Below are 15,225 nucleotides of genomic sequence, written 5' to 3'. Positions count from 1 at the left end.
CGGAACTTCACCCTGGACATGCGTAGATCACTTGGTTTCGCGTCTGCCGCTACCGACTAAAACGCCCTATTAAGGCTCGCTTTCACTGCGGATACGCCACTCAATGGGGCTTAACCTCGCCGGAAACGGAAACTCGTAGGTTCATTATGCAAAAGGCACGCCGTCACACGAATAACGTGCTCCGACCGCTTGTAGGCGCATGGTTTCAGGAACTATTTCACTCTTCTGCTAGAAGTGCTTTTCACCTTTCCCTCACGGTACTTATACGCTATCGGTCTCACTCGAGTATTTAGCCTTGCCGGATGGGCCCGGCGGATTCGCGCAGGATTACTCGTGTCCCGCGTTACTCAGGATACCGCTATGTCCCGTCATGCTTCGGATAAGGGGCTATCACCCGCTAAGGCCGCCCTTTCCAGGGCCTTCTCCTCACAATCAAGGTACAACGGCGCGGTCCTACAACCCCGAAAGGGCCAAAAAGACCCCTACGGTTTGGGCTCATCCCCGGTCGCTCGCCGCTACTGGGGGAATCATCGTTATTTTCTTCTCCTGCGGGTACTAAGATGTTTCAGTTCCCCGCGTTAGCTCCCGGAGCATAAACGCACCGGGTGACTGTCCTGCAGACAGACGGGTTGTCCCATTCGGAAACCTCCGGATCAATGGCCATTTGCGCCTACCCGGAGCTTATCGCAGCTTATCGCGTCCTTCATCGCCTGAGTGAGCCAAGGCATCCACCATGCGCCCTTAAATACTTTCGCGCGCCGCCCCAACGCCGAAAAGGCCAGGGGCGGGCCCGTACTTCCGGCCCACCTATATAAGGAGGGCCTTCCTCTACTTCATTGTCTTGCCTGTGTCAATATGTCAAAGATCTTACCAAACGGAACCCAAAAAGATGGGGCCGAGTCGTGGAGAATAACGGATTCGAACCGTTGACCCCCTGCTTGCAAAGCAGGTGCTCTAGCCAGCTGAGCTAATCCCCCGGGGAAACGGGAAAGGGACGTAGTCCCAGGCAGACTTGAACTGCCGACCTCCACATTATCAGTGTGGCGCTCTGACCAACTGAGCTATGGGACTGAAGGCCCGGGACCAGCCCGCGCGGCCCGCAACAGGCAAGGCGCGGCGGAGGACCATCCCCGAAAAAATATGGGAAAGAGAGAACAGGAAACAGGAGGGAAGAGAACCGAAAGACACACGGAAAAAACCCAATGCCGTCTCCAGAAAGGAGGTGTTCCAGCCGCACCTTCCGGTACGGCTACCTTGTTACGACTTAGCCCCAATCACCGGTTTCGCCCTAGGCCGATCCTCGCGGTCACGGACTTCAGGCGCCCCCGGCTTTCATGGCTTGACGGGCGGTGTGTACAAGGCCCGGGAACGTATTCACCGCGCCATGGCTGATGCGCGATTACTAGCGAATCCAGCTTCGTGGGGTCGGGTTGCAGACCCCAGTCCGAACTGAGGCCGGATTTAGGGATTGGGCCGGGCTCGCGCCCGGACGACTCTCTGTACCGGCCATTGTAACACGTGTGTAGCCCCGGACGTAAGGGCCGTGCTGATTTGACGTCATCCCCACCTTCCTCACACCTTGCGGCGGCAGTGTCCGAAGAGTGCCCGGCATGACCCGATGGCAACTACGGAGAGGGGTTGCGCTCGTTATGGCACTTGAGCCGACACCTCACGGCACGAGCTGACGACAACCATGCAGCACCTTCACTGAGACCCCGAAGGGAAGCGCCGTCTCCGGCGCCGTCCTCAGCAATTCAAGCCCGGGTAAGGTTCCTCGCGTATCATCGAATTAAACCACATGTTCCTCCGCTTGTGCGGGCCCCCGTCAATTCCTTTGAGTTTCACCGTTGCCGGCGTACTCCCCAGGTGGGATGCTTAACGCTTTCGCTTGGCCGAAGGCACCAAGTGCCAACGGCGGGCATCCATCGTTTACAGCGCGGACTACCAGGGTATCTAATCCTGTTCGATACCCGCGCCTTCGAGCATAAGCGTCAGTTGCGCTCCCGCCGGCTGCCTTCGCAATCGGGGTTCCTCGTCATATCTAAGCATTTCACCGCTACACGACGAATTCCGCCGGCGTTGCGCGCACTCAAGCCCCCCAGTTCGCGCTGCAGGCCGGGCGTTGGGCGCCCGGGTTTCACAACACGCTTAAGGGGCGGCCTGCGCTCCCTTTAAACCCAATAAATCCGGATAACGCCAGGACCTTCCGTATTACCGCGGCTGCTGGCACGGAATTAGCCGGTCCTTATTCGCGCGGTACCTGCAAAGGGGAACACGTTCCCCAATTTATCCCCGCGCAAAAGCAGTTTACAACCCATAGGGCCGTCATCCTGCACGCTACTTGGCTGGTTCAGGCTTCCGCCCATTGACCAATATTCCTCACTGCTGCCTCCCGTAGGAGTCTGGTCCGTGTCTCAGTACCAGTGTGGGGGACCTTCCTCTCAGAACCCCTACCGATCGAAGCCCTGGTGGGCCGTTACCCCGCCAGCAAGCTAATCGGACGCATCCCCATCGACCGGCCGGAAAAATACCTTTCATCCTCATCGGAGGACCTCAGAGGACTACATGGGGGATTAGGCCGCCTTTCGACGGGTTATACCCCGGCCGGGGGCAGGTTGGATACGCGTTACTCACCCATTCGCCGGTCGCCATCATCGGTTGCAAGCAACCGACATGATGCCCCTCGACTTGCATGTGTTAAGCCTGTAGCTAGCGTTCATCCTGAGCCAGGATCAAACTCTCCATTGTAAAAAATCATGTGGCGGCGCCAAATTCCCAAAAAAGGAAACGGCGCGCGCCGATCCGGTCAGAACGGCTATCCGGAATCCGTGGAATCTTCCCAATACCAATCAAGGAAAAGGGAAAAACGGACTCTTCCTGAAAAATGACAGGCAAAAACCAAACCGGGCAACGAGCGCCGGGAAGGAGAATGCCTGGACTTCCTGTACTACCTGTCTCTCTATGTAAGAATGCCAAAGAACGAAAAATATCAAGCTAACGACCCGCAAAATGGGCGAAAGCGAGTGCAAAGGTAACACAAAAAAAACAACCGGCCAAACTTTGGGGGAGATAATTTCAGGAATAAGGAAAAGTTTTCGGAAATGTTGACAAAACAAAAGGAAAGGGAAAAAAGGAGGGAAAGCATACATTATTATATATAAAAGGGGACAGGGGGGAGCGGGAAAGCAATGAAAAAAGGAACGAAACCGGCGGGATCGGCAGACAAAACCGGCGGGATTGACCGACAAACTCGCCGGGATCGGCAGACGAAATCGGCGGGATCGGCAGGCCGGGGACGGCAGGAAAAAGGCTAACGAACGGACTCGACCGTATAGGAAAAACTGTGAGACTCGTAATAGCCGAGGTTGTACGAGAAGTATAAAGTAAACTGCGCCAGACTATAATAATGCGGCTCCTTATGAGGTTTCCTTCTCTATCCCAGCCTATTTGTTTTCTCATAAAATACTTGCATATATCAGAAATTTTTCGGAACTTTGCTCCATCAAAAGCTAATAATCTTTTTAAAATACCCAGAAGATGAGAAAAGCATTCTTAACAATTATCACCCTTATGACCTTAGTGCCCGTTGTCGCACAAGCGCAATCTGCAAAAACAGCCAAGCTCGACAGCATTGCCAACAAGCTTTTTGACGAAGGAAACTACGAGAAATCAATGGAGATACGCCAAAAACATCTCGCCGCCCTAAAGGAGGAAGTAGGCGAAAGCGACTCCACCTATATCGTCAAGCTGATACAATTGGGCAAATGTTATTATCGTACCAAGCAGCTTGACCAAGCACTGATAACAGCCCAGCAAGTGGTGGACCTCTACGGAAAGCACATCAGTACCACCGACAAGAACTACGCCTTTGCCCTGGATAATCTCGCCCTCTACCAGAGTACGGCCGAGAAGTATACAGAAGGATTGGCCAATGCCCAAAAAGCCCTTGGCGTTTACCAGAACTTTCATGAGAACGACCACGATATGGCGGTCATTCAGCTGCATGTAGCGGAACTCGCCAACTTCTGTGGCGACACCAATAAAGCCATTCAGCACGAACTGCTTGCCCTCAACATACTCAAGAATCTCTATGGAGAACACTCCGACAAATATACTGATGAAGCTGAATATCTATGCAAATACTATGAAAAGAACGGCGACAAGGCCAAAGCTAAAGAACTTTCAGAGCGCATAGAGACCTTGAAAAAAGAGACAGAAGCCGGCGAGCGCGACCTGCCACAGGCCGTGGAATTCACCTCGGCCGCCGTTGCCCGCGACCACAATCGTGATGCCGCGAGATGCATAGAATATTTCTTCAAGCACTATATAACCGATCCGAAAATCAATGATGCCGCCACTTACATCATGAACTGGTCGGAAGCCACCGAAGACAGCCATGTGGTAATCGGCGAGAACGAGTCCAAATTGATGGGAAATGAGAAGTCGATGGCCTATTTTATAGCCTATATAGCCGGATGCAGCAAATACGCCCTTGCCACCGGAGAAGCCGATTTTAGTCTCAACACCTTCAAGGACGCCATGGTAGATGTACTCAATTACTATCAGGCTAACAAGCAATATACCGGCGAGGTGAAATACCTTGAGCAATATATCAAGGCATACAAAAAGGGTCTCGAGAAATTAGAAGCGCTCCTGGAGAAGAATTTTCCCGGAAAGTTGAATGGCGAAATGATTGAAAAGATCAAGAAAGGAGAGTCTGTAAAAATTGAGAAGGAAGCCCCGAAAGCATAAGCCCAGAACCCACAAAAGGTGGAAACCGATCCTCCTTTCGCATAACCTGACATACAAAGAATCCATTTAAAATGAAGACCAAAATCATATCCACCATCACCCTGTGCCTCCTTTTGGCACTGAACGCCATGGCGCAACATCCCGAGTCAGACGCCCCCAGCTTCGGCGACCTACTGAAAATACACCCTTGGAGACAGGCTCGGATCGCCTATTTCGGCGATTCCGTCACCGACCCGAATATCCCATCCACTCAAAAGAAATACTGGAAATATCTAGAAGAATGGCTTCATGCCACCAGCTATGTCTATGCCGTGAACGGTCGGCAATGGGATGATATCCCCAACCAGGCCGACAGCCTTAACAAAGAACACGGCTACCAGTTTGATGCCATACTGATATTCATCGGAACAAACGACTATTATGCCGATCTGCCCATCGGTGTTTGGCACACCGAATCCAAAGAACAAACTCACATTAAGCGGTGGCACCAGCCTCGACAGACCGTTACGCGACTCAGAAGACATTTCGACTACAACCCACAGACACTGAAAGGGCGCATCAACATCGCCATGAGAAAGATCAAGACCATGTATCCCGACAAGCAGGTGGTGATACTCACCCCACTCCATCGCGCGCTCTTTAACTATAAAGACAAGAACATACAGCTAGATGAATCCTATCAGAACGGAGCAGGGCTCTATCTCGATGAGTATGTGAAAGCCATCAAAGAGACACAAGAGGTATGGGCCGTTCCCGTGATAGACCTCGGCAATCTCTCCGGCCTATTCCCACTCATCACGGAGCAAACAAAGAAGTTCAATGCCCCGGGCGATCTCTTGCACCCCAACAATTACGGGCACAAAATCATGGCGCAAACCCTGCTTTACCAGCTTTTCAGTCTGCCCTGCCGTTTCTGAAGCATCTTGCCCAAGCTCGGCAGACGACACGGCAAATGACGAGAGACTTGCTCAGCCCGGGCAAGAGTAGACCATCTCAATGCTGACACTCTATTCATCAACGACTTCACACAGCATGTAGACAATCCCTACCTACAGACTTAGCTTCAAAAGATCCATTCGGGTATCGATATAAATTTCCTTGCCAACAGAAAACACTTTGTCTATATCAGTATTCGCATATTTTCCTTTATTGTCGATATTTACACTATATTGATATCTCCCTGTTTCCAGAGAATAAACATCTACTATAAACCGCTTTTCCATTCTTGGAATCCTATAAGAAAAAACATACACAAATTGTCCTTTTACAAAAGAAGACACATTCGAATTGAAAGCTTTACCACGCTCATATATATAATATTCCTTGTAGCGTATTATTGACGGACACGGGACATTGTCATTTGTATGGATGTCTTTCATAAAACGCCCTTTAGCATCAAACACCAAGACAGATGGCAAATGTCGAAAAGTATAAGTAACATAGTTACCTATCTTCAGGAATACACCATCAAAAGCTAGTCCTTTTTCATAAATATTAGAATAGTCGCACGATGGAGCATATTTAAAAGTCATAAAGGATATTGACTGCCCATCTTTGCCTGAAGGATAGCAAGAAAACGCAAATGGGGCAGAAGTCTTTGAACCGACTGGTCCAAATGACAAACAATAGTGATTGTTCAACTCGACGGAGTCCACTTTCTTACTCTTGCTTCCCTGCAAGAAATCCAAACTATCTGGTCGGGGCAGTTCTTCCAAGTTCCATTTAACAGTATTATCAGAATATTTCCTACAAAATAGATAAGTATCTTGAGCATTGCCTACTCTATTATATATAAGGAAAATAAATAATATCAAAAACATCACCAGTACTATGCTGACGCATAGAAAAACACTTTTATATTTTTCCATAAAACCTTTTATAAATCAAATAACTTATAACAACAATGATAGCACTATTAATTAGCAGATGCCACCAAAATGGGAGACCATTTAGGATTCCCCCACAACCACAAATTTCATAGAGGGAGAAAAAATACAAGATACAAATATAACAAGTAAAACAGAGCATCATCAGCCACGAAGCTATTAAGCCTATGCTTTCTCTAAATAATAATAAGGCTATGCACGTCCCCTCCAATACCAAGGCCAAGTAAGCAACGGCATCAACCATCCAACCTCTAAACAAACCCGTTTTTGCGATATTCAGCATAAAGCTATCTATATCTAATACTTTATTTATAAAAGTATAAGAAAAGAACACTATCAATAATAGCAACAAGAAACTATATAAACTTCTTTTCTTCAAAATCAAAGAATTTAGCAATCAATACGATGCAAAAATAATAGTTTTCCCGAATTGAAGAAGGAGAAATTAACAAATATCGAATATTTAACTTTTTTTAAAAAAGAAAAAGGTTTATATATATAAAAAAAACTTATCTTTGTACTAATACGAATCAATACATATTAAACATGGACACAAAACCGCAATGGCATGCGGAATGTTTTTAGCCGTAGCTTTATTGCTTACCCCTGCACAAGCAGGAAAAAAAAACATCTACTAACACACCAATAAAAGCATCCCTGTCATCTCTTAATGCATTTACACGATACAAAGGAGAGTGCGTTGGTAGTGGCGCATGCATGGAAGACAGTTCTAGAATTTGGTATGGAAAATGGCATGAATATTAAATTGGGACAAAGCTATTCATTTATCCACTCTTCATTCAATTGGTGGAGAGTGGGTGTTTTAGTTACAGCAATTCTTTTTTGTCTAAAAAGTAGTGGCCAGTCAGTCATAAACTTAACCATTAGCAATAGTCAGAAAAACAAGATTTCCAATCTAACAGTCAGATTTACAGCCTGCGATAGTACATTCAAGCACGACACAAACCTTAACGGGAAAGTTTCTTTTACCGTAAAATCGCCAATATGCAAGCAGGTAAGGATACAAATAGAAAGCAAGTTTTACGAAAACTTAGATACTGCTATCACCATTTATACGCCTTCGGTCAATCACTGCATATACCTACAGGATAAAGCCCAGAAAATAAAACAGGTTGAAGTGGTAGCCTATCGCCGCATCGCCAAAAATGATGCACAAAAGAGCATCTATCAAATAGACACCCGAGGCATGTTGAAAACCACCAAGGCCGACAGGGCACTCTCATTCCTCCCCGGCATCGTGGCCAGCAACGATACCTATACGCTGGTAGGGCAAAACCGCAGATGCAGAGTCAAGGTTGATGGAAGGAACGCCACTAACGAAGAACTGAAAACCATCAGTGCCAGAGATATAGAGCGCGTGGAGGTGCACGAGATGACCAAAGATGATGACAGCGGTACTGCCGGTGAAATAAATATCATCAAGAAACAACGGCAACATCCCCGGGCTTACGCACGTCTCTCCACATGGACGGGCATGTTGCACCCACAAGTAGGTACTTACAATAATTTCGGGTTCCAAAACAAGAAGTGGGACATCATGGCTTCATTCAACCTTGTATGCCATACGCAGAAGTCGGAGAACAACATAACTCGATATTTCAGCGACACACCGACACAGCGACTCACGCTCCTAAGAACCATCAAAACACGGCAGGATGCAGAGTACATTAAGCTCAATCACTTCGCTACAGATCGACTCACTATAACAGCTGCCGCCTTTCATAGCGGATACCCGGCCGATGCTACAGACTCCGGTTCCGATTTTAACGGTGCAGACTATCAGCGCACCAGCAACGAGAAGATAGACCACTATGGCGGATACACAAACATAGGATACAAGATGAACAGCCGAAACACATTGACCATCAAAGGCAACTATTACTACTATCGTTACGCCATAGCTTATCCTGGCAGCGATATTGAGAGTTACCGTTCGGCCATGCGAGAATATACAGGCGAACTGCTTTGGGAGAACCGTATCCGTCTATTCGGTCACGACCATGACATCAATGCCGGATTCAAGAATGTATACCGGCAGAACACCACCTCATCCGCACTCGGCAGACACACCGACTATTCCATCCAACAATTATATCTTACAGAGCATTATGCCTTCACACAGGACCTGTCTGTCTATGCCATACTCAAAGGTGAGACCGACAACCTGCGCGGCAGACACGACTATGTCTTTCTGCCATCCCTGCGATTCAATTATAATCTTAAGAAGGGAGGATCGCTATCAGCCGGCTACCAACGGCGCATCACTCGCCCAAGCGTAGACCATCTCAATGCCGACACTCTATTCATCAACGACTTCACACAGCATGTGGGCAATCTCGATCTACAATCGCAATACAACGATGCAATCAGCATGTCGTGGCGTAGACAGATACGCAACGCTTACCTCACTCTGACAGCCAACTACGAGGACGAATCACATGTGATAAGCCAAATCTATATAACACCCGACAATTATAATGCTACAACCTATGCTAACATCGGCAGCAGCAAATATACAGCCGTATCGGCTAATTACTCCCAGCGCTTCTGCAAGAACCGTATGAATGTATCGCTATCGCTTACTGGCTTCCACCGCTCATACGAACTCGACGGAACATACCGTGAGCAAACACTCATGCAGACCTCCAAGGGATGGGGATGGACCAGCAACCTGAACATGAGTTATCTCAGTACCAAAGGGTGGATGTATATGTTGTCGGCCAACTATCGGCCTAAGAGTTACAGTCTCAACGGCATATTCCACCGAAATCCGCAGTTATTCCTCACCATCAGCAAGAACCTCTTCAAGGACCGCCTCGAACTGGAACTGAACTTCCTTAACTCGCTGGTATATTGCTGGAATACGCGCAGCGATACCTATTTCCGCAACATGCATCAGCAATCGATACGCCGACTGTATGCCAACAACATAACTATCACGGTGGCTTGGAACATAGGCAAGCAATTCAGAGGACGGAGCGCTGCCAGTAGCATCAGCAACGATGATATCACCACCAAGAAAGGGGAATAATCAAGGGCGTAAAATGCCACCTTTGCCACAATCTCCAACACAAGATGAAACATCTTCTATCCATCGGCCTGATGCTTGTCCTTGTAGAATGCAGCACAAGAAATGCCACTACGGCTACGAAATCCGACAGCGAGAGACTATTGAAGACCGACAGGCCTGCCGCCGTAAGCAACACCATTTACAGCTCTCCCGAAAGCGTTACGGATACCACCATGGGGGCCTGGCACATCCATTTGCGCGTAGCGCCCAATGAGTTGGTCATCGATCCAAAGTCCGACTACCCCGTGCGAGATAACTCCGCCTTCCTCACTCTGTACAAGGACGGCCTGTTGCTGTGCAAAAATAAAGAACTACGCACTAAGACTTTCGTAGGCAAAGAGGGTGAATTTCAGTTACAAGGAGTTGCTCCTCTGTTCACCACCGACAACACCCTCTATTTGCAAACGTGGGACTGCATACCGGAAACAGACGACTGCTGGAACATGCTCTACTGCTACAATCTCGGCAGGAAGCCAGACCTCTATGTGCTCACCATGGAGATGGGCGACGAGGAATGCGACATTATCAACGACCTCAGCGAATTCATGACCCTCTATCTGCATCAGAAGAAAGTGGCACAGCCCACCGTAGGACAACTCAAACCGCTCTTCAAGCGATACCTGCGCCCCTCGCTCGTCAGCCGGCTTCTTGCTAGCGACGGGCATGCCGATGACGAGCTGATCCTTCAAGGGCTCTCCTCCATCGACTACGAGACGGCGTTGCAGTCGCTTGAGATAGACTGCGACTCGACCAAGACGGCAACCGTGAAGTTCAAGACAACCAAGCATCGGAGGGACACCGTCGGCCTGACCGTGAGGTGCGAGATACAAGACTCCACGGCATATCAGTTTGGAGACAAGACCGAATACTACCCCAATTACCGATTCGCGGAGTTCAAAAGAAAATAGCAAGCCCGTTCTCCCCGCACCCCATACGCCGATGCACCCTGCCGGAAAAAGCATCAGCAGAGGCTGGAATCACAGAACGGAGGCAACGGAGACCGTGCAATGCCGGCCTATCGCAGAATGACTGACAGGTTTCCCGTAAGCCTTGACGCTATCCCCGGTGATAGGCCGCTCATAATACAAGTAAGAATGGGAGACAATGGCATCATCACCCGCAGGCAGAATCTCTACCTAGCAGCCCCCGCTATAGTTCACCGAGCGAATCGTCTTGCAGTTCACGCGCCGCAACAAAGCCCCTATCCTGCTCACCGAAGCCTCTGTCCAGCCTAACTCCTTGAGCCCGTTTCGGTATTCGGGAGAGCCTCTTCTTAATTTCAAATGAACCGACCGCTCCCCGGCTTCCTCGTCGATAAGATACGGTGTCTTGCCCACGAAAACAAAATCACTGTCCTCCCCAATCGTCAGTTCCATTTGGTAGTTCCCCACATCATGATGTCTTAATTGAAGGCTGAAGGCTGCTATCAGTTCGGCAAAATCCTCTTCATGCTTGTTAAAGTTGCCGACAAGTCCCTCATAACTATTCTCATCATGAGCGCATTGCGACATTAGAAGCGCCAACAGTAGCAGTAATCCCCGGCTGGTTATATTCCTTAATCTATTCATCATTATTGCCTTTAACTTCATTTCCATATAGCAAGTCCGACACCAGACCCTTAGCCTACAGGCTGCTCCTAAGCCTCGAGCCGTCCTCGAACACCACTTCCACGGCCACGGGGCTTTCTTTCACGGAATCAACCACCGCGACGAACCGGGCTGCATATCCGCCACGGAAAAGACTGTTATCGTTTATCCCCCTCACGAGAGAGTCTATTCCGAGGGTTTCAGAAGTCGTGCGGCTTCCCGTTCCGATGTCTCCGCAAGCCGTGCCCTCCGCATCCGGCAAGACACGGACGGGCGAGGTGATTGCCTGCCGGTGGTCGTCATAGAATGTGATGGCGCGAATCTTTTTCTCAAGTCCATAAATGCCGGGCTGCAACCCGCCAATGAACAATCCATACTCGGGATTGGAATAGCGGACGGAAAACGACACGAGGTAATATCCGGCACCATCTTTCTGGCTGTCGGGCGAGACTTTCTCCATGGTCAAACCCGCTATATAATAATTGCGATAATGCCTATCCGTCAGCACGAGGACAATCAGCACCACCGAAACGATAATGCCCGCCAGTATGAACAGGAATTTCCTTCTCATGATTCGTCGGCTTTATTTTTTGTAATCCATTGTTGGTTCCATCTTCTTCAGAACTTCCCTCCATCTGTTTTCTGCCCACCACAGACACGGCCGAGTGGCACCCATCCAGGGCAAAAATAGCTAAAAAATGGACGGGAACCTAATTCTCCTTTGTTTTTCTGCTCCGAATATGACTATTTTAACATATCTATAAATTTATATCTTGCGGCTACCCCAGTTTGCCCGAAAACCCGCTATTCACTTTTGGGAAAAGCGGAAAGATGCCTTATCTTTGCAGTCAGAATCCGGAAAGGCAAGGGCGAGGAATGCTGCCAGCCGTTATCCGCCCGACGAAATCGGCGAGATTGTGGGACGAAATCGGCGAAATCGTGGGACGAAATCGGCGAGATTGTACGACAAAATCGGCGATTTTGTCAAGCGGGAAACGGTCTCCTGCCCCCGGAACGGAAATCTATCCGACCGAAAGAACACATTACCAACTTAAATTCAAACACACTATGGCAATTTTAATCAAGCTCATGAGAAACAGGATGCCGCACGACAAGAACAGCGGCAAGTGGTTTGCAAAGACCGTATCGACGGGCGAAGCTCACACCGAAGACATCGCCCGGAAGGTAGAGGCGGACACCACCTTCACCCGAGGAGAGGTGAAAGGGATGATGGACGCACTCACAGACACCATGACCGAGATGCTGCAAGACGGGAAGACCGTGGTCATCGACGGCTTCGGGCGGTTTCGCCTGACGGTGGAGAGCCTGTCGGCCGAGAAGCCGGAAGCCTTCCACATCGGCACGAACATCAAGGGCGTAAAATGCCACTTCCTGCCCGTGGGCAGGAAGAGCGGACGCCACGGCCGGCTGAAAAAGACATTCTGCGAGAACACCGAGGTGAAGTTTGCCCCGATGAACGCCGTGGAGAAGTAAGCCCGGCGCGGGTGGGCACATCACTCATAGACTTCGTCGATGCCGTTCAGGTCTACGCTCGTCTCATCCTTGGCACACGCGTTGAAGTCCTCGGGGATGTCGAATACCGCATTCTCATTGTAGGGCAGCGACGCATCCTTATACACCTTCTGCATATAGAGTGCCCAGATGGGCAGGGCCATCGTGGCTCCCTGCCCCATCGACATGGAGTCGAAGTGGATGTCGCGATCCTCTCCGCCCACCCAGCAGCCGCTCACGAGCTGTGGCGTGAAGCCCACGAACCAGGCGTCGGAATTGCGATTGGTGGTGCCAGTCTTGCCTCCGATCTGCCCCGTGAAGTTGAACCGATGGCGCAGCCGGCCGGCCGTGCCCTCGTCGACCACGGCCATCAGCTCCTCCAGCATCTTGTAACAGCTCTGCGAGCTGATGACCTCGTTCATGCGGGGTTGGAACTTCGCGATGATGTTTCCCTCGTTGTCCTCGATACGGGAAACGAAGAGCGGAGCGCACCGGATGCCGTTGTTCGCGAAGGTGGTGTAGGCACTCACCATCTCGCCGACCGACACATCGCACGGCCCGAGGCACAACGACATGGAGGCGTGGATGTCGGGATTGTTGATGCCGAACTCGTGGAGCAGGCTCACGAACTGCTGCGGGTTGAGCTGGCTCATGAGATAAGCCGAGATCCAGTTGTTCGATTGGGCCAGTCCCCACTTCAGGGTTACCATCGATCCGTAGCGCCGGCGGGAGGTATTGCGCGGTGTCCAGGGCTTTCCTGCCACGATATAGGTGCGCTGCACATTGGGAGCAAGGTCGCAGGGAGAAAACCCATTCTCCATCGCCAGCGAATAAAGGAACGGCTTGATGGTGGATCCCACCTGACGGCGGCCGCCCATCACCATGTCGTACATGAAGTGGTTGTAGTCCAGTCCGCCCACATAGGCTTTCACATAGCCGTCCTTGGGATCCATGCTCATGAATCCCGCGCGGAGGAACGACTTGTAGTAGCGAATGGAATCCAAAGGAGTCATCGTGGTGTCTATCTCCCCGTGATAGGTAAACACTGTCATGGGCGTCCTCGTACGGAAGGCCGTGCGAATCTCCTCGTCGCTTGCGCCGGCCGCTTTCATGGCCCGGTAGCGCTCGCTCTGGTTCATCGAGCGGTTCAGGATCTGGCGAACTTCCTTGGCGGTAAGCTTGTCGGTGAACGGAGCATTCGGCTTGCGACGGTTCTCGGCGGAGAACTTAGGCTGCAGGAACCTGGCCACATGGGCGTAGACAGCCTCCTCGGCATATTGCTGCATCCGCGAATCGATGGTCGTATAGACCTTCAACCCGTCGGTATAGACATTGTAAGGCTTGCCGTCGGATTTGAAATTCTTGTTGCACCAGCCATACAACGGGTCTGACACCCAGGCTATCGAGTCGAATACATACTGGTTCTGATTCCAGGATGGATAGTCGTCGCGGTCAGGACGCTTGGCCATCATATACTGGCGCAGGAACTCGCGGAAGTAGGTTGCCGTGCCATCCTTATGGTCGATGCGATGGAAGTTGAGCTTCAGCGGCTCCGCGCGGCAGGCGCGGTATTCCTCCGCGGAGAGGAAGCCCGCCTTCCGCATCTGCCCGAGAACCACATCGCGGCGCTCCTTGCTGCGCTCCGGAAAGCGCACGGGATTGAAGAGCGCCGGGTTCTTACACAGCCCAATCAGCGTGGCGGCCTCGCAGACCGTAAGGTCCTTGGGCTCCTTGTTGAAGTAAGTATTTGCCGCCGTCTTGATGCCGTCGGCGTTATGCAGGAAGTTAAACTTATTCAGATAGAGGGCTATAATCTCCTCCTTGGTGAAGTTGCGCTCAAGCTTGACGGCGATGACCCACTCCACCGGCTTCTGGAAAAGCCGCTCCAGCGAAGAGTGGGCGACCGAGGAATAAAGCTGCTTGGCCAGCTGCTGGGTGATGGTGGAGCCTCCACCGGCACTCTCCTGCCGGAAGATGCCACGCTTGACCACGGCGCGCCCCAACGCCACGAAGTCTATCCCCGAATGGTCGTAGAAGCGCTCGTCCTCGGTAGACACCAGCGCGTGGACCAGATGGGGCGACAACTTGGAATAGGGAATGATGATGCGGTTCTCGTGATTGGCGCTCCATGTGCCCATCACGATGCCGTCGGAAGAATACACTTGGGTGGCCGACCGGTCGAGCGGATTCATGATATCCGCCATCTCGGGCATGTATCCCACCCAGCCTTTCCATATCGCGACGAAAGCCATCAACGAGATGCCCACGATCAAGACAAGAGCTATCCAGAGGAAGCGTATAAACAATTTTCTCATTTGCCAATATCCATAAATATATGCAAAAATACAATTTTTCTTTTGAAATAACATCATTAAATTAAAAATTATATGTAACTTAG

General features: G+C 50.4%; 10 protein-coding genes, 2 tRNA genes and 2 rRNA genes (1 of these 14 running past the window's edge). 5 read left to right on the top strand and 9 right to left on the bottom strand.

Annotated elements, in window-relative coordinates; genetic code table 11:
• The 4 genes from C7120_RS08035 to C7120_RS08020 all read right to left on the bottom strand — a co-directional run.
• Positions 1–755, bottom strand: a 23S ribosomal RNA gene (locus C7120_RS08035) (it extends 2,157 nt beyond the left edge of the window).
• Between the two features lie 148 nt (positions 756–903).
• Positions 904–977 (bottom strand) — tRNA-Ala (locus C7120_RS08030).
• 20 nt (positions 978–997) lie between these two features.
• A tRNA-Ile gene (locus tag C7120_RS08025) sits at positions 998–1,071 on the bottom strand.
• Positions 1,072–1,215: 144 nt separating this feature from the next.
• Positions 1,216–2,748: ribosomal RNA gene (locus C7120_RS08020) — 16S ribosomal RNA — on the bottom strand.
• Together the 16S and 23S rRNA genes with 2 tRNA genes alongside form the textbook arrangement of a ribosomal RNA operon.
• A gap of 789 nt (positions 2,749–3,537) precedes the next feature.
• On the opposite strand from C7120_RS08020, the gene C7120_RS08015 reads away from it, so the two are divergent.
• The gene (locus C7120_RS08015) at positions 3,538–4,752 is read left to right on the top strand and encodes a tetratricopeptide repeat protein (RefSeq protein WP_107621101.1); all 1,215 of its coding nucleotides are present in this window, start codon (positions 3,538–3,540) and stop codon (positions 4,750–4,752) included.
• A 71-nt stretch (positions 4,753–4,823) separates the two neighbouring features.
• The gene (locus C7120_RS08010; RefSeq protein ID WP_107621100.1) at positions 4,824–5,669 is read left to right on the top strand and encodes an SGNH/GDSL hydrolase family protein; all 846 of its coding nucleotides are present in this window, start codon (positions 4,824–4,826) and stop codon (positions 5,667–5,669) included.
• 132 nt (positions 5,670–5,801) lie between these two features.
• Here the strand turns inward: C7120_RS08010 and C7120_RS08005 are convergent, their stop codons facing one another.
• Both C7120_RS08005 and C7120_RS14355 read right to left on the bottom strand, forming a co-directional pair.
• Positions 5,802–6,620 carry a hypothetical protein gene (locus C7120_RS08005; protein ID WP_107621099.1) on the bottom strand — a complete coding sequence of 273 codons (819 nt, stop codon included), beginning with the start codon at positions 6,618–6,620 and terminating at the stop codon, positions 5,802–5,804.
• Entirely contained in the window at positions 6,607–7,017 is a 411-nt protein-coding gene (locus C7120_RS14355; protein WP_146154224.1) for a MauE/DoxX family redox-associated membrane protein, read from the bottom strand. Before C7120_RS14355 ends, C7120_RS08005 begins: the two co-directional genes overlap by 14 nt.
• 375 nt (positions 7,018–7,392) lie before the next feature.
• On the opposite strand from C7120_RS14355, the gene C7120_RS07995 reads away from it, so the two are divergent.
• Positions 7,393–9,690: a TonB-dependent siderophore receptor gene (locus C7120_RS07995; protein WP_233247046.1), complete on the top strand. Its 2,298-nt coding sequence runs from the start codon at positions 7,393–7,395 to the stop codon at positions 9,688–9,690.
• 44 nt (positions 9,691–9,734) lie between these two features.
• Positions 9,735–10,637 carry a hypothetical protein gene (locus tag C7120_RS07990; RefSeq protein ID WP_107621096.1) on the top strand — a complete coding sequence of 301 codons (903 nt, stop codon included), beginning with the start codon at positions 9,735–9,737 and terminating at the stop codon, positions 10,635–10,637.
• A gap of 228 nt (positions 10,638–10,865) precedes the next feature.
• On the opposite strand, the gene C7120_RS07985 is transcribed toward C7120_RS07990, so the two are convergent.
• Together C7120_RS07985 and C7120_RS07980 are read right to left on the bottom strand one after the other, a co-directional pair.
• Positions 10,866–11,300 carry a hypothetical protein gene (locus C7120_RS07985; RefSeq protein ID WP_146154223.1) on the bottom strand — a complete coding sequence of 145 codons (435 nt, stop codon included), beginning with the start codon at positions 11,298–11,300 and terminating at the stop codon, positions 10,866–10,868.
• Positions 11,301–11,352: 52 nt separating this feature from the next.
• Positions 11,353–11,886, bottom strand: coding sequence for a hypothetical protein (locus C7120_RS07980; RefSeq protein WP_107621094.1), 534 nt, complete (start codon positions 11,884–11,886; stop codon positions 11,353–11,355).
• Between the two features lie 497 nt (positions 11,887–12,383).
• Between C7120_RS07980 and C7120_RS13920 the strand changes: the two genes are divergently transcribed.
• Positions 12,384–12,809, top strand: a complete 426-nt coding sequence (locus tag C7120_RS13920) for an HU family DNA-binding protein (RefSeq protein WP_158267359.1) — start codon at positions 12,384–12,386, stop codon at positions 12,807–12,809.
• 20 nt (positions 12,810–12,829) lie between these two features.
• Here C7120_RS13920 and C7120_RS07970 read toward each other — a convergent pair whose 3' ends face one another.
• Positions 12,830–15,142 (bottom strand): transglycosylase domain-containing protein, encoded by a 2,313-nt coding sequence (locus C7120_RS07970; RefSeq protein WP_107621092.1) that lies wholly within the window; start codon positions 15,140–15,142, stop codon positions 12,830–12,832.
• Between the last annotated feature and the right edge of the window lie 83 nt (positions 15,143–15,225).

The organism is Prevotella sp. oral taxon 376 (assembly GCF_003043945.1).
In the GTDB taxonomy this organism is placed as follows: domain Bacteria; phylum Bacteroidota; class Bacteroidia; order Bacteroidales; family Bacteroidaceae; genus Prevotella.
This window is presented reverse-complemented; position numbering and strand designations above follow the sequence as displayed.

Coding starts and splice junctions, on each gene's coding strand:
- C7120_RS08015 (WP_107621101.1), top strand. CDS start 3,538: ATGAGAAAAGCATTCTTAACAATTATCACCCTTATGACCTTAGTGCCC.
- C7120_RS08010 (WP_107621100.1), top strand. CDS start 4,824: ATGAAGACCAAAATCATATCCACCATCACCCTGTGCCTCCTTTTGGCA.
- C7120_RS08005 (WP_107621099.1), bottom strand. CDS start 6,620: ATGGAAAAATATAAAAGTGTTTTTCTATGCGTCAGCATAGTACTGGTG.
- C7120_RS07995 (WP_233247046.1), top strand. CDS start 7,393: ATGAATATTAAATTGGGACAAAGCTATTCATTTATCCACTCTTCATTC.
- C7120_RS07990 (WP_107621096.1), top strand. CDS start 9,735: ATGAAACATCTTCTATCCATCGGCCTGATGCTTGTCCTTGTAGAATGC.
- C7120_RS07985 (WP_146154223.1), bottom strand. CDS start 11,300: ATGATGAATAGATTAAGGAATATAACCAGCCGGGGATTACTGCTACTG.
- C7120_RS07980 (WP_107621094.1), bottom strand. CDS start 11,886: ATGAGAAGGAAATTCCTGTTCATACTGGCGGGCATTATCGTTTCGGTG.
- C7120_RS13920 (WP_158267359.1), top strand. CDS start 12,384: ATGGCAATTTTAATCAAGCTCATGAGAAACAGGATGCCGCACGACAAG.
- C7120_RS07970 (WP_107621092.1), bottom strand. CDS start 15,142: ATGAGAAAATTGTTTATACGCTTCCTCTGGATAGCTCTTGTCTTGATC.